15 protein-coding genes are annotated in these 13,264 nt (G+C 59.9%); 13 read left to right on the plus strand and 2 right to left on the minus strand.

Annotated elements, in window-relative coordinates; all coding sequences use genetic code 11:
- Positions 1–13 precede the first annotated feature (13 nt).
- The gene (locus ACRQ1B_RS10695) at positions 14–394 is read right to left on the minus strand and encodes a YraN family protein (RefSeq protein ID WP_432293544.1); all 381 of its coding nucleotides are present in this window, start codon (positions 392–394) and stop codon (positions 14–16) included.
- Positions 369–1,274 carry a 16S rRNA (cytidine(1402)-2'-O)-methyltransferase gene (rsmI, locus tag ACRQ1B_RS10700; RefSeq protein ID WP_432293868.1) on the minus strand — a complete coding sequence of 302 codons (906 nt, stop codon included), beginning with the start codon at positions 1,272–1,274 and terminating at the stop codon, positions 369–371. Before rsmI ends, ACRQ1B_RS10695 begins: the two co-directional genes overlap by 26 nt.
- A 278-nt stretch (positions 1,275–1,552) precedes the next feature.
- Here rsmI and dnaN point away from each other — a divergent pair, with 278 nt between their 5' ends.
- From dnaN to ACRQ1B_RS10765, 13 genes are all read left to right on the plus strand, one after another.
- On the plus strand, positions 1,553–2,671 hold the full coding sequence (dnaN, locus tag ACRQ1B_RS10705) for a DNA polymerase III subunit beta (RefSeq protein ID WP_432293545.1): 1,119 nt from the start codon (positions 1,553–1,555) through the stop codon (positions 2,669–2,671).
- A 137-nt stretch (positions 2,672–2,808) separates the two neighbouring features.
- A complete protein-coding gene (gene pmtA, locus ACRQ1B_RS10710; protein ID WP_432293546.1) occupies positions 2,809–3,402 on the plus strand; it encodes a phospholipid N-methyltransferase PmtA in 594 nt (197 codons plus the stop codon).
- Between the two features lie 5 nt (positions 3,403–3,407).
- Complete coding sequence (locus tag ACRQ1B_RS10715; protein WP_432293547.1) at positions 3,408–3,995, plus strand: histidine phosphatase family protein; 588 nt, start codon at positions 3,408–3,410, stop codon at positions 3,993–3,995.
- 3 nt (positions 3,996–3,998) lie between these two features.
- Positions 3,999–4,712, plus strand: a complete 714-nt coding sequence (pyrF, locus tag ACRQ1B_RS10720; protein WP_432293548.1) for an orotidine-5'-phosphate decarboxylase — start codon at positions 3,999–4,001, stop codon at positions 4,710–4,712.
- Between the two features lie 26 nt (positions 4,713–4,738).
- Positions 4,739–5,026, plus strand: a complete 288-nt coding sequence (locus tag ACRQ1B_RS10725; protein ID WP_132276346.1) for a DUF1330 domain-containing protein — start codon at positions 4,739–4,741, stop codon at positions 5,024–5,026.
- A 188-nt stretch (positions 5,027–5,214) separates the two neighbouring features.
- Positions 5,215–6,195 carry a complex I NDUFA9 subunit family protein gene (locus ACRQ1B_RS10730; protein ID WP_432293549.1) on the plus strand — a complete coding sequence of 327 codons (981 nt, stop codon included), beginning with the start codon at positions 5,215–5,217 and terminating at the stop codon, positions 6,193–6,195.
- Positions 6,196–6,434: 239 nt separating this feature from the next.
- Positions 6,435–6,587 carry a hypothetical protein gene (locus ACRQ1B_RS10735; protein ID WP_432293551.1) on the plus strand — a complete coding sequence of 51 codons (153 nt, stop codon included), beginning with the start codon at positions 6,435–6,437 and terminating at the stop codon, positions 6,585–6,587.
- A 267-nt stretch (positions 6,588–6,854) separates the two neighbouring features.
- Complete coding sequence (locus ACRQ1B_RS10740) at positions 6,855–7,547, plus strand: glutathione S-transferase family protein (RefSeq protein ID WP_432293552.1); 693 nt, start codon at positions 6,855–6,857, stop codon at positions 7,545–7,547.
- Positions 7,528–8,739, plus strand: coding sequence for a tRNA epoxyqueuosine(34) reductase QueG (gene queG / locus ACRQ1B_RS10745; RefSeq protein ID WP_432293553.1), 1,212 nt, complete (start codon positions 7,528–7,530; stop codon positions 8,737–8,739). The genes ACRQ1B_RS10740 and queG overlap by 20 nt, the downstream gene beginning before the upstream one ends.
- A complete protein-coding gene (locus ACRQ1B_RS10750; RefSeq protein WP_432293554.1) occupies positions 8,739–9,611 on the plus strand; it encodes an SDR family oxidoreductase in 873 nt (290 codons plus the stop codon). Before queG ends, ACRQ1B_RS10750 begins: the two co-directional genes overlap by 1 nt.
- Positions 9,612–10,005: 394 nt before the next feature.
- The gene (locus tag ACRQ1B_RS10755) at positions 10,006–10,410 is read left to right on the plus strand and encodes a septal ring lytic transglycosylase RlpA family protein (RefSeq protein ID WP_432293555.1); all 405 of its coding nucleotides are present in this window, start codon (positions 10,006–10,008) and stop codon (positions 10,408–10,410) included.
- 91 nt (positions 10,411–10,501) lie between these two features.
- Positions 10,502–11,782 carry an RsmB/NOP family class I SAM-dependent RNA methyltransferase gene (locus ACRQ1B_RS10760; RefSeq protein ID WP_432293556.1) on the plus strand — a complete coding sequence of 427 codons (1,281 nt, stop codon included), beginning with the start codon at positions 10,502–10,504 and terminating at the stop codon, positions 11,780–11,782.
- A gap of 164 nt (positions 11,783–11,946) precedes the next feature.
- On the plus strand, positions 11,947–13,203 hold the full coding sequence (locus ACRQ1B_RS10765) for an imelysin family protein (RefSeq protein WP_432293557.1): 1,257 nt from the start codon (positions 11,947–11,949) through the stop codon (positions 13,201–13,203).
- Positions 13,204–13,264 lie beyond the last annotated feature (61 nt).

Genomic DNA, 13,264 nt, shown 5'->3' on the forward strand with positions numbered 1-13,264 from the left:
CATTGCAATTGTTTCAGAATACCTCTTGAAAATGTTTGGGAAAACGTCGCGGAAGGACGGCGACGACATCATATCGGAGGCTTAGAAGATGAGCATCACGCCTGCGTGACAACCACTGATCGGAGGCGGAACGGATACGTCTTTGTGTTTCATACCCGACGGCATCGATGGCCAGACCTTCTTCCCGCCGCGCCTTGACCTCCACAAATACAACCAGATCACGCTTGCGGACGATGAGATCGATCTCGCCACCCTTGGTCTTGTAGCGCATGGCGAGGATGCGGTAGCCTTTCAGCAACAGAAAGGCTGCCGCCAGGTATTCGGACCAATGGCCCCGGCGTTCAGCACGACGGCGTTTTTGCCGCCGATCAGCTTTCTGGCTGGCCGGGCTCATCCTCTCCCTTCAGGGCAATGAGGCGCTGATAAAGATCCTTCTTCGACAGACCGGTCAGACGCGCCGCCTCGGCTGCCGCCTTCGATGTCTGCATCGTGGCCGCGAGTTCGCGCAAAAGCACATCTACCTCGACCGCGCCCGGCACGTCATCATAATCCGGCGGACCGACGACAAGCACGATCTCGCCCTTCACCGTGATGTCGTCGCCATTATAATGGTCAGCCAGTTCACCGAGCGTGCCGCGCCGGAACTCTTCGAATGTCTTGGTCAATTCACGGCAGACGCAGGCTTCGCGTTCCCGGCCCAGCACATCCGCGGCCGAGGAAAGCGTCGCGGCAATACGGTGCGGGCTTTCGAAAAAGATCAACGTCGACGGGATTTTCGACAATTCCGCGAGACGGTCGCGGCGGCCCTTTTCTTTCACCGGCAAGAAACCGGCAAACAGAAAGGCATCGGACGGCTGGCCGGAACCGACCAGTGCGGCAAGCGGCGCCGAAGCACCCGGAATGGGCACAACGCGGAAACCGGCGGTGATGGCCAGCTGACCGAGACGGTAACCGGGATCGGAGACAAGTGGCGTGCCGGCATCGGAGACCAGCGCCACCGACTTGCCGCCTTCAAGTGCCGCCAGCAGCTTTGGCCCGACCTCATCGGCATTGTGCTCGTGATAGGCGTAAGGCTTGTTGACGATGCCGAAACGGTCGAGCAGCACGCGGGTGACGCGGGTATCCTCGCAGGCAAGAACATCGGCGCCGGACAGCGTTTCGAGGGCGCGAAGCGTGATATCCCCGAGATTGCCGATTGGGGTTGCGACCAGATAGAGCGCAGGTTCCAGCGGGCGGGCGGGCACGAATGTGTTCGCGACCCGATAACCGCGCATTGCCGTCTTTGTCTCTTCGGTCACTGCGTTCTCACTTTCATTCCGTCTTTTCGCCTTTATGATCGACACGTTGGGCTTCGGCAAGCCGCAGCAAGCTCCGCTTTTCTGTGCGCATCATCGGATGCAACGCCGAAATGGTGCAGCCGCAGACAGTCTCCCTCTTGCGCTTGCGAACAAAACTCTGCCATTTTGCCCGTCCACATCCATCCCCTCCTGGGCGGACGACAATAACATACGGCCCGGTCTCCGGTCCGGCACGGTCGAAAGCGATAGCGTCCATGCGTATTACTCTTGAGCGATCCAACCTTCTGAAATCGCTGAACCACGTTCACCGCGTGGTCGAGCGCCGGAACACGATCCCGATCCTGTCGAACGTTCTGATGCGCGCGTCCGGCGCGAACCTCGAACTGAAGGCAACCGACCTCGATCTGGAAATTACCGAGGGCGTTCCGGCCATGGTCGAGCAGGCAGGCGCCACCACCGTTCCGGCGCATCTGCTTTATGAAATCGTCCGCAAGCTGCCGGATGGTTCCGAAGTGATGCTGGCCACCACGCCTGATGGCGGCTCGATGACCGTGCAGTCCGGCCGTTCGAAATTTTCGCTGCAGTGCCTGCCGGAATCCGACTTCCCGGACCTGACCGCCGGCACGTTCAGCCATACGTTCAAGCTGAAGGCGACCGATCTCAAAATGCTGATCGAGCGCACGCAGTTTGCGATCTCGACGGAAGAAACCCGTTATTACCTCAACGGCATCTTCTTCCACACGATCGAAGCCGGTGGCGCGCTGAAGCTGCGCGCAGTGGCGACCGATGGTCATCGTCTGGCCCGCGCTGATGTGGAAGCGCCGTCCGGTTCGGAAGGCATGCCGGGCATCATCATTCCGCGCAAGACGGTCGGTGAGTTGCAGAAGCTGGTCGACAACCCCGACCTCACTGTCACGATCGAACTGTCGGACGCAAAGATCCGCCTGACGATCGGCGAGATCCTGATGACCTCCAAGCTGATCGACGGCACTTTCCCGGATTACCAACGCGTCATCCCGACCGGCAACGACAAGGAAATGCGCGTCGATTGCCAAAGCTTTACACGCGCGGTCGACCGCGTCTCGACCATTTCTTCGGAACGTGGTCGCGCCGTGAAGCTGGCGCTGACGGAAGGCCAGCTGACGCTGACCGTCAACAACCCGGATTCGGGTAGCGCGACCGAAGAAGTTGCCGTCGGTTACGAAAACGATCCGATGGAAATCGGCTTCAACGCCAAGTACTTGCTAGATATCACCGCCCAGCTTTCGGGTGACGACGCCATCTTCATGCTGGCGGATGCCGGTTCTCCAACGCTCGTGCGCGACACAGCGGGCGACGATGCGCTCTATGTCTTGATGCCGATGCGCGTCTAGGATTGCCCAGAGATTGGTAAAGGCGGTCAGAGATGACCGCCTTTTTTCATGGTAATTTCCAGAAGCGACATTTTGCCTTGTTTTGGCGACATTTGCGCCCACATAAAACGCTGCGAAACAACGAGGAGACTTCACGGATGGAACTACGTTTGAAGGAACGGCTCGGCCGCAAGTTTGACGAGGAAATCCGTTTCTTTAAAGGCTGGATGGACGGCCCGAAAAGCGTCGGCGCGATCTGCCCCACCTCCTCCGTTACCGCCAAGCGCATGGCGAGCGTCATCAATCCATCGTCCGGCCTGCCGGTTCTCGAACTCGGCCCGGGCACCGGCGTCATCACCAAGGCGATCCTCGAGCGCGGCATTGCGCCGGAAAATCTGGTTTCGATCGAGTTCTCGACGGATTTCTACCAGAGCCTGATCAAGACCTATGAAGGCGTTCACTTCATCAATGGCGACGCCTTCGATCTGGACAAGACGCTCGGTGACAAGAACAGCGTGATCTTCGACAGCGTCATTTCCGCCATTCCGCTGTTGAGCTTTCCAATGGAGCGCCGTATCGCGCTGATCGAGGACCTTCTGAACCGCATGCCGGTCGGCCGCCCGGTGATCCAGATCACCTACGGACCGGTGTCTCCCGTTATCGCCAAACCGAGCAGCTACAAGATCAAGCACTACGACTTTGTCGTTCGCAACATCCCGCCGGCCCAGCTTTGGGTTTACACCCGCGGCTGACGCGCGTGGGCTTCGCGCTCTACATCACCCATCCGCAGGTGCGGATCGACCCCACCGTGCCGGTGCCGCTGTGGGGGCTATCCGATATCGGGCGGGCACGGGCCGAACAGGCCGCCCGCTCCGACTGGGCAAAGCAGCTGGGGCGCATCGTTGCCAGCGACGAGACCAAGGCGATCGAGACGGCGGAGATCCTGGCGGCCGCCAACGACATCCCGATCATGATCGCGCCGGACACACATGAGAATGACCGCTCGGCAACCGGGTTTCTGACGCAACCGGAATTCGAAAAGGCTGCCGCCTGGTTTTTTGCCAACCCACAGGAGAGCTTTCGAGGCTGGGAGCGGGCGGTTGACGCACAAGCCCGTATCGTTTCGGCCGTCGAGCGCATCCTGTCGGATCACAACCCGGACATGCCGATCGCCTTTGTCGGCCATGGCGGCGTCGGCACGCTTCTGAAATGTCATCTCGCCGGCAAACCGATCGCACGCGATGGCGACCAGCCGGCCGGCGGCGGCAATCTCTTCTGCTTTGATCTTGCGAACCGCGCCATCTCATGCGACTGGACCCCTATCGATATCTGGCAGGGAGTTTGAACCATGAGCGCGCGTGACCGACTGATCGTAGGCCTGGACATTCCCACCATTTCCGAAGCCGAAGCGATGGTTGCGACGCTCGGCGACAGCGTTTCCTTCTACAAGATCGGCCACCAGCTGGCCTTTATCGGCGGCCTCGAACTGGCCCGTGATCTCGCGAAAGACGGCAAAAAGGTCTTTCTCGACATGAAGCTGCTGGATATCGACAACACGGTGGCAAAGGGCGTCGAGGCGATTGCCGGCATGGGCATGACCATGTTGACGCTGCATGCCTATCCGAAAGCGATGCGGGCTGCCGTGGAAGCAGCGAAGGGTTCCGACCTCTGCCTTCTCGGCGTAACGGTGCTGACCTCGATGGATGCCGCAGACCTGACCGAAGCCGGTTATGCCCACACGCCGGAAGAACTGGTGCGCATTCGCGCGACACAGGCACGCGAAGCCGGCATGGGCGGCATCGTCTGTTCGGCGGAAGAATCCTCGGTCGTTGCCGACATCCTCGGCAATTCCGGCATGGCGATCGTGACACCGGGCATTCGCCCCAAGGGCGCTGACGCCGGCGACCAGAAACGTGTGGTGACGCCTTATGACGCACTGAAGGCCGGCTCGACCCATCTTGTGGTTGCCCGCCCGATCGTGAAAGCTGAGGAACCGAAAGCGGCGGCGGACGCCATTCTGGAAGAGATGCGGCAGGCTCTGTGGCCTGCAAACGACGCCTGAGCGTCGAACAGGGGGAGAAGACGACAATGCCGAAGGGATACTGGATTGCCCGCGTCGATGTGCGCGATGCCGAGCGCTACAAGGATTACGTGGCGACGGCCAAACCGGCCTTCGAGCGGTTTGGCGCGAATTTTCTGGCCCGTGGCGGGCCGGTGAGCCACCTTGAAGGCGAGGCGCGCAGCCGCAATGTCGTGATCGAATTCCCATCCGTTCAGGCCGCGATCGATTGCTACAACTCGCCGGAATATCAGGCCGCCGCCAAAATCCGACAAGAAGTGGCGGATGCCGATATGCTCGTCGTCGAAGGCGTCTGACCGAAACAGCGCCTTGAGAGGACGCGATTGTTTTTGCGCAAGATCAAGGTGCAACTCGAACGATCCCGCATTCTTGAAGGCGATGCCGGACATTGCGTCCGCCAGCGCTACGCAACCACTTCACCTGCCGTCGCGTTTCGGCTAAGAGAGTGCGACAACCCGCCACAGGCCCATTCCCGGAGCATGCCATGACCGTGTCCAATCTTCCGCCACTCGTCACCGTCTTTGGAGGTTCGGGCTTTGTGGGGCGATATGTGGTGCGGGCACTGGCCAAGCGTGGTTACCGTATTCGCGTCGCGGTTCGCCGCCCGGACCTCGCCGGTTTCCTGCGGCCTGACGGTTATCCCGGCCAGATCGCGCTGATGCAGGCCAACCTGCGCAACCGGCAATCCGTGGAGCGCGCCGTTGCCGGTGCCTCGCATGTGGTCAACTGCGTCGGCATCCTGTTCGAAAGCGGCAAGAACAAGTTCGACGCCGTGCAGGATCTGGGTGTCAAGGCCATAGCCGAAGCCTCAGCTGCCGCCGGCGCCAAACTGACCCATATCTCCGCTATTGGCGCCGACCCGAAATCTGCGTCCACCTATGCAAGCTCCAAGGGACGCGCTGAAGTCGCCATTCTGGATGCCCTGCCCGACGCGGTGATCCTTCGCCCGTCGATCGTGTTCGGCAAGGAAGACAATTTCTTCAACAAGTTTGCCGCCATGGCCCGCAACCTGCCCTTCCTGCCGCTGATCGGCGGTGGCAAGACAAAATTCCAGCCGGTTTTCGTTGGTGATGTGGCGGAAGCTGTCGCGCGCTCCGTTGACGGCAAGGTAGCAACCGGCAAAACCTATGAACTGGGTGGCCCGGAAGTCATGACCTTCCGCAACTGTCTCGAGACCATTTTGCGCGTCACCTGTCGCAAACGCAGCTTCGTTTCACTGCCCTTCGGCATTGCCTCGCTGATCGGCAAGATCGCGCAGTCGGTTCCGTTGATAACCCCGCCGCTGACGGGTGATCAGGTCACGCTGCTGAAGACGGACACTGTCGTGTCGGACGCCGCCAAGACCGAAGACCGCACGCTTTCCGGCATCGGCATCCAGCCGACACTGCTGAGCAACGTGCTGCCGCATTACGTGGTGCATTACCGCCCGCAAGGTCAGTTCACCAATACTGGCAAGGCTGCCTGAGCTTTTCAAAATACGGCGAAACAATGAGCGCAGGCAGACAATGCCTGCGCTTTGCACATTTATGTTGCGGCACAGTGTGGCACAAACCACGCATTGCGAAATAGCATCGCGTTAACCGCAGATTCAGTAGAATCCCCTATTGTATCTTTGAAATCCGCCGAATAAATCCCGGGCTTCAGGATTTCAGGAAAGACATTCCCACCGTGACAGACGTACCTTCCTCCGAAAGGCCAAATTCCATGGGCAAGTCCATCGCACTGTTTTTTGCGTGTGCGGCACTGATCATCCTCGCAGGTTCATTCATGGCGCCCGGTACGGTTGCCGCCAACAAGGGTTCTTGCGCTCCGGCCTACGGCGTCGACCCCTGCAGCACCGGTTCAATTGCTCACTGAGCAGAGACATCTGTTTCAGAACATAAAGGGTGAGTGGCGTGCCGCTCGCCCTTTTTCTTTGGGCGGAAGCCGACGGGATCGGCACGGTTAACGGCACCGCCGCATTCTTGATCATTTGTTAGAAAAATTAACTTAAAATGATGAGAATTGCCGTTCTGGCCGCTTGGTCTGGTAATTAGGCGGCATCGCCTTATGTCAGCCACATTCGGGACTTGGAGGTCATCTCCGACTTCCGCTGATAATTGCAGTACCAACAATCGAGTACCGATGCCCACGCTCTATCATCACCCCATGTCGTCTGCCTCCCGGTTCGTGCGGCTTATCCTTGCCGAATACGGTTTCCAGACCGATCTCGTGGAAGAGCAAACCTGGGAAAAGCGTCGGGAATTTCTGGCCCTCAATCCGGCCGGCACACTGCCCGTTTATGTCGATGACAATATGCGGGTGCTGAGCGGCCCGAATGTGCTGCTCGAATTTCTCGACGAAACCCATGGCGTATTGAAGCGCGAGCGCCGACTGCTGGCCGAAGATCCATTTCAGCGCGCCGAAATCCGCCGTCTGACCGAATGGTTTCTTGTGAAGATGGAACGCGACGTGACGCTGCCCTTGACGCGCGAACGCGCCTACAAGCTGCAGATGACGGCGGCACAGGGCGGCGGCGCACCGGATTCGAAAGTGCTGCGCACCTCGCGCGCCAACATTCGCCAGCATATGAAATATCTGTCCTGGCTAGCGGGTTCGCGGCCATGGCTTGCCGGCGAACGGCTGTCCTATGCCGATCTCGCAGCTGCCGCCTCGATCTCAGTGCTCGACTATCTCGGCGAGATCGATTGGCAGGAGACACCGATCGCCAAGGAATGGTATCAGAGGCTGAAATCGCGGCCTTCCTTCCGGCCGCTTCTGGCGGAACGTGTCCGCGGCCTAACCCCGGTGTCCCATTATGCGGATCTCGACTTCTGAGACAAAGCCCGATGTTGCAGGGGCAGATGCCCCGGCGCAGCAGGACGGCCGCTCGGAAAAGGACCGCCTACGCGCTGGCAAGCTGACGGCGCTGATCAAGACGGAAGCTGAAGCCCTCGGCTTCGATCTCTGTCGCATCACTTCACCTGACAGCATTCCACACGCCCCTGCCCGCCTTGTCGAATTTGTTGAGGCCGGACGGCATGGCACGATGGCGTGGATGGAAGAAACGCGCGAACGCCGCGGTGATCCCAAAGTGCTGTGGAGCGATGTGCGCTCGATCGTGATGTTCGGCATGAACTATGGTCCGGACGAGGACCCTCGCAGCCTGCTCGCAAAACCCGACAAGGGCAACATCTCCGTTTACGCCCGCAATCGCGATTACCATGACGTCATCAAGGGGCGGCTGAAGGAAATCGCCACGCGCTTCGCTGCTCGCGCCGGGGTCGATGTCAAAGTGTTCGTTGATACCGCGCCGGTGATGGAAAAACCGCTGGCCGCTGCCGCCGGTCTCGGCTGGCAAGGCAAGCATACCAATCTCGTCAGCCGCACGCATGGCTCGTGGCTGTTTCTCGGCAGCCTTTTTACGACGGCCGATCTGGATTTCGACGAGGCCGAGCGCGACCATTGCGGCAAATGCCGCGCCTGTCTCGACGCCTGCCCTACCAACGCTTTTCCGGCACCCTACCAGATCGATGCGCGGCGCTGCATTTCCTACCTGACGATCGAGCACAAGGGACCGATCGCCCATGAATTTCGCCCACTGATCGGCAACCGCATCTATGGCTGCGACGACTGTCTGGCCGCCTGTCCGTGGAACAAGTTTGCGGCAAGTGCCAGCGAGATGAAACTGCAGGCCCGCGAAGACCTGAAGGAGCCGTCGCTCGCCTTCCTGCTGACACTGGACGACGCGCAGTTCCGCAGCTTTTTTAGTGGCTCGCCGGTGAAACGTATTGGTCGCGACCGGTTTGTGCGCAACGTGCTGATCGCTGCCGGCAACTCGGGCGACCGCAATTTTATCGAGACTTGCACGATTCTGTCGCGCGATGCTGCACCCACTGTGCGCGCCATGGCCATCTGGGCATTGTCGCAACTGATGACGAAAGACGAATTCGAACGGTTTGCGTCCGATCGCGTTATCGATGAGGATGCCGAGGTCGAAGCGGAATGGAAAATGGCAGGAGGGGCGTGATGCAGGTGCTGATCTTTGGTGCGGGTTATTCCGGGCAGGCTATTGGCACGGAAACCTTGGCCGGAGGCAAGGCCGCGTTCGGTACCACCCGCAGCGCCGATAAGCTCCCCGAACTCGGCAGCCGGGGCATCACTCCTTATATATATGGTGGTGAGAATTTTTCGCCCGAACTGCGCCGCTCCATGCGCACGGCCACGCATCTTGTGCAGTCCATTCCGCCCGGCGCCGAAGGTGACAGCCTGCTGCGATTGACCCATCGCGATCTTAAGGAATGGTTTCCGGCTTTGACCTGGGTCGGATACCTGTCGACCGTCGGCGTTTACGGCAATCACGACGGTGCTTGGGTGGACGAAACAACGCCGTGCCATCCGAAATCGGCGCGTGCGCTCGAACGTGTCGCCGCCGAACGCGCATGGCAGGAGGCAGGACAGGCGGCCGATATTCCGATCGCCATTCTGCGGCTGGCCGGCATCTATGGTCCCGGTCGCAATGCCTTCGTCAATCTGGCCCGCGGCACGGCACATCGCATCATCAAGAAGGATCAGGTTTTCAATCGTATCCGCGTCGAGGATATTGCAGCGGCAACGCTGTTCCTCGCATCATCGAATACCAACGGCATCTTCAACATCACTGATGACGAGCCTGCACCGCCGCAAGATGTTGTGACGGAAGCGGCGCGCCTGATGGGCGTGGAACCACCGCCGGAACAGGCCTTCGAAACCGCTGAAATGCGCCCCATGGCGCGGTCCTTTTATGGCGACAACAAACGAATTTCCAATGCCGCCATACGCAACCTTGGATTTCAATTTTCACACCGCGATTACCGCGCATCGCTGTCAGAACTGTGGTCATCCGGCCGCTGGAAAGGCTGATCTACCGTCCTGACGCCGCTCCGTAAAAGCCGCAAGAACGGATGAAATTTCCTTCCAAGGCCGCCTCTCAGGTCATAAATTCTTAAGAATATGGGCAGCGCCTCACAAAAATTCCGCAAATTGGGCAGCAAAAATCGCCGTCGCGCAAAATTTTTTTCGCGATTTTTGTGATCACTGTGACAACCGCATGACAATCGGAATGGTTTTGCGGTTTTTACTGATTTTACTGCGATTCTTGCGTGTCCGTTAACGATTTGGCAACCTGCAGATTCATCACGCATGTTAACGTGTGAAATATTCCGTGATCGAAAAGCCCACTTTTTCGCCTTTTTTGCCCCTGCCTTAGCGTCGCCCACCGCAAGTGCGGCTCTTCGACCACTGGGGATACTCCGATTTGAACTTCGTCCGACGCTCACTTTCCATCGCAGCTGCCGTGGCTGCTATCAGCTGTCTCGGTGCTGCGCAGGCAAATGCTGCGCCCGGTTGTGGACATGCCTCCTGGTATGCACTCACCTCCAAAACCGCATCCGGTGAACGGATGAACGCCAGCCTCATGACCGCCGCCCATCGTTCGCTGCCCTTCGGCACCAAGGTTCTGGTGACCAACAAGCGCAACGGCAAAAGCGTCGTCGTGCGCATCAACGACCGTGGCCCATTCATTCGTGGCCGCATCATCGACGTTTCCAAGGCCGCCGCCAGGAACATCGGCATGGTCTCTTCCGGCACCGCACAGGTCTGCTATCAGATCGTCGACGGCGGCAACCAGAAGGTCGCGGCTAAGGGCGCCAAGGAAGGCTGATCCATCAGCCGCTTTCCGGCCGCCCCTTGCCCTGTCTCTCAAACCCCGGTAGGACCCCGGCCATACGGGTTCAACCGATACGGAGTTTGATATGCGACTGGGCGGACGAGTAGCCGGGGCAATAGAAGTACTGGCCGACATCGAGGCGCGCAGGCGCCCTGTCGCCGATGCCCTCAAGGACTGGGGCCTTGCCCATCGGTTTGCCGGATCAGGCGACCGCGCCGCGATCGGCAATATCGTCTATGATGCGCTGCGCATGCGCCTGTCGCATGCTTGGCTGATGGAAGACGACAGCCCGACCGCACTTGCCTTCGCCGTTCTGATCCGCCAGTGGGGTTTTACACCCGAGACGCTGGCGGCCGAACTGGAAGACGACAAGTTCGCTCCCGCCCTGCCTTCCTTCGAGCCGCTTCTCTCCCGCGACCTTGCCGACGCCCCGCTCCACATTCAGGGCGATATTCCCGACTGGGTGCAGCCATCCTTCGAAGCCGGTTTCGGCGAGGAGTGGCTGAAGGAAGCCCAGGCGCTGGCCGGGCGCCCGACGCTTGATCTGCGCGCCAACACATTAAAGGCGTCGCGAGACAAGGTGGTGAAGGCGCTCGACCGCTCCGGCGCCAGTGCTTCGCCTATTGCCCGTAACGGCGTGCGCATCGCCGCCGGTGAAGGCCCGTCACGTCTACCCAACGTCACGGCCGAGCTTTCGTTCCAGAAAGGCTGGTTCGAGGTTCAGGACGAAGGTTCGCAGATCGTTGCCGATCTGGTCATGCCGGCCGAGGGCGCGCAGGTTCTGGACTATTGCGCCGGTGGTGGCGGCAAGACGCTCGCCATGTCGGCTGCCATGCATAACAAGGGGCAGATCCACGCCTATGATACCGACCGCAAGCGGCTGGCGCCGATCATCGAGCGCCTGAAGCGCGCCGGCGTGCGCAACGCACAAGTTCATGACGATGTGCGCCGCATGGAGAACCTCAAGGCAAAACTCGATACCGTGCTTGTCGATGCGCCCTGCACCGGCACCGGCACATGGCGCCGCCGCCCGGACACCAAATGGCGGCTGACCCAGAAGAATATCGAGGAGCGCACCGGCCAGCAGCAGGAAGCGCTTGCCGAGGCCGCCGTTTACGTCAAACCGGGTGGCACGCTGATCTATGTCACCTGCTCGGTCCTGCCGGAAGAAAACGATCTTCAAGCCAAGCGGTTTGCGGAAAACAATCCCGAGTTTTCGATCGAGCCCGCAGCACCGGCATGGGATGCGCTGTTCGGCGAAAATGCACCGCGCCCGCATTCGCGTGACACCGCCACGCTGACGCTCACGCCGGCTTCGACGGATACGGACGGCTTCTTCTTCTGCCGCATGCGTCGCAAGGGCTGATTTCTGCCTCTGAAACATGGCTTGAACGGCCGATAACACAGGCCGTTCAAGCACATGCTGCTGTTTGGAAATACTCCAAACTAGATTGTTTGACACAAGTTAACAAAAGCGCGATGAAAACCGTCTCGCAGCCTTGCGATCAACAGGCTGCATCAGGAGGGACGATGATCCGCAAAACCTTGCTCGGCGCCACGTTTGCGCTGCTTTCCGCCTCGGCGGCCTTTGCCGCAACCGAACCGGCGGCCGTGATCAAGCATTACGCCGATGTGGCGCATGCCAAATACGAAGATTCGCTGACGACGGCCAAGGCACTGGATGCCGCCATCGACGCATTGATCGCCAAACCAGGCGACGATACGCTGAAGGCTGCCCGCGCGGCCTGGATCGCCGCCCGCGTGCCCTACCAGCAGAGCGAAGTCTATCGTTTCGGCAATCCGATCGTCGACGACTGGGAAGGCAAGGTCAACGCCTGGCCGCTGGATGAGGGACTGATCGACTACGTCGATGCCTCCTACGGCACCGAAAGCGATTCCAACGCCTATTACACCGCCAATATCATCGGCCACCCGACACTGACGGTGAACGGCGAGACGATCGACGCCAAGAAGATTACGCCGGAACTGCTGGAGAGCCTGCAGGAAGCCGGCGAGGTCGAGGCCAATGTGGCGACCGGTTACCACGCCATCGAATTCCTGCTCTGGGGCCAGGATCTGCATGGCACGGAGGCTGGTGCCGGTGAGCGCCCTTACACCGACTATGACAAGGCCAATTGCACCAATGGCAATTGCGACCGCCGCGGCGACTATCTGAAGGCAGCATCGACGCTGCTGATCAAGGATCTGCAGGAAATGGTCGATGCCTGGGCCCCGGCTGGCGAAGCCACCAAGAACGTCGAGGCCGATCCGAAGGCCGGCCTGACCGCCATCCTGACCGGCATGGGTTCGCTCTCCTACGGCGAACTCGCCGGTGAACGCATGAAGCTCGGCCTGCTGCTGCACGATCCGGAAGAAGAGCATGATTGCTTCTCCGACAACACCCATGCCTCGCACCTGAACGACGCGGTCGGCATCGCAGCCGCTTATACTGGCAACTATACCCGCGTCGACGGCACCAAGATGACCGGCCCGTCGATCTCGGATCTGGTCAAGGCCAAGGACGCCAAGATCGACAGCGAGATGACGGCCAAGCTGAACGCGACGTTGGCGGCAATGAATGCCATGGCCGATCGCGCCAAAACCGAAGCCTATGACCAGATGATCGGCGACGGTAACAAAGACGGCAACGCCGTGGTGCAGAAGGCGATCGACGGCCTGATCGACCAGACCAAGACGATCGAACGGGTAATCACCACGCTCGATCTCGGCTCAGTTTCGCTCGAAGGCTCCGACAGCCTCGACAACCCGGACGCCGTCTTCAAGTAAGCAGTCCAAGCTCAGGCATCCGCGACAAGATGCTTGTCGCGGATGCCATGAAAATGTCGGA

This window comes from Endobacterium panacihumi, assembly GCF_050847465.1.
GTDB lineage: Bacteria > Pseudomonadota > Alphaproteobacteria > Rhizobiales > Rhizobiaceae > Neorhizobium > Neorhizobium panacihumi.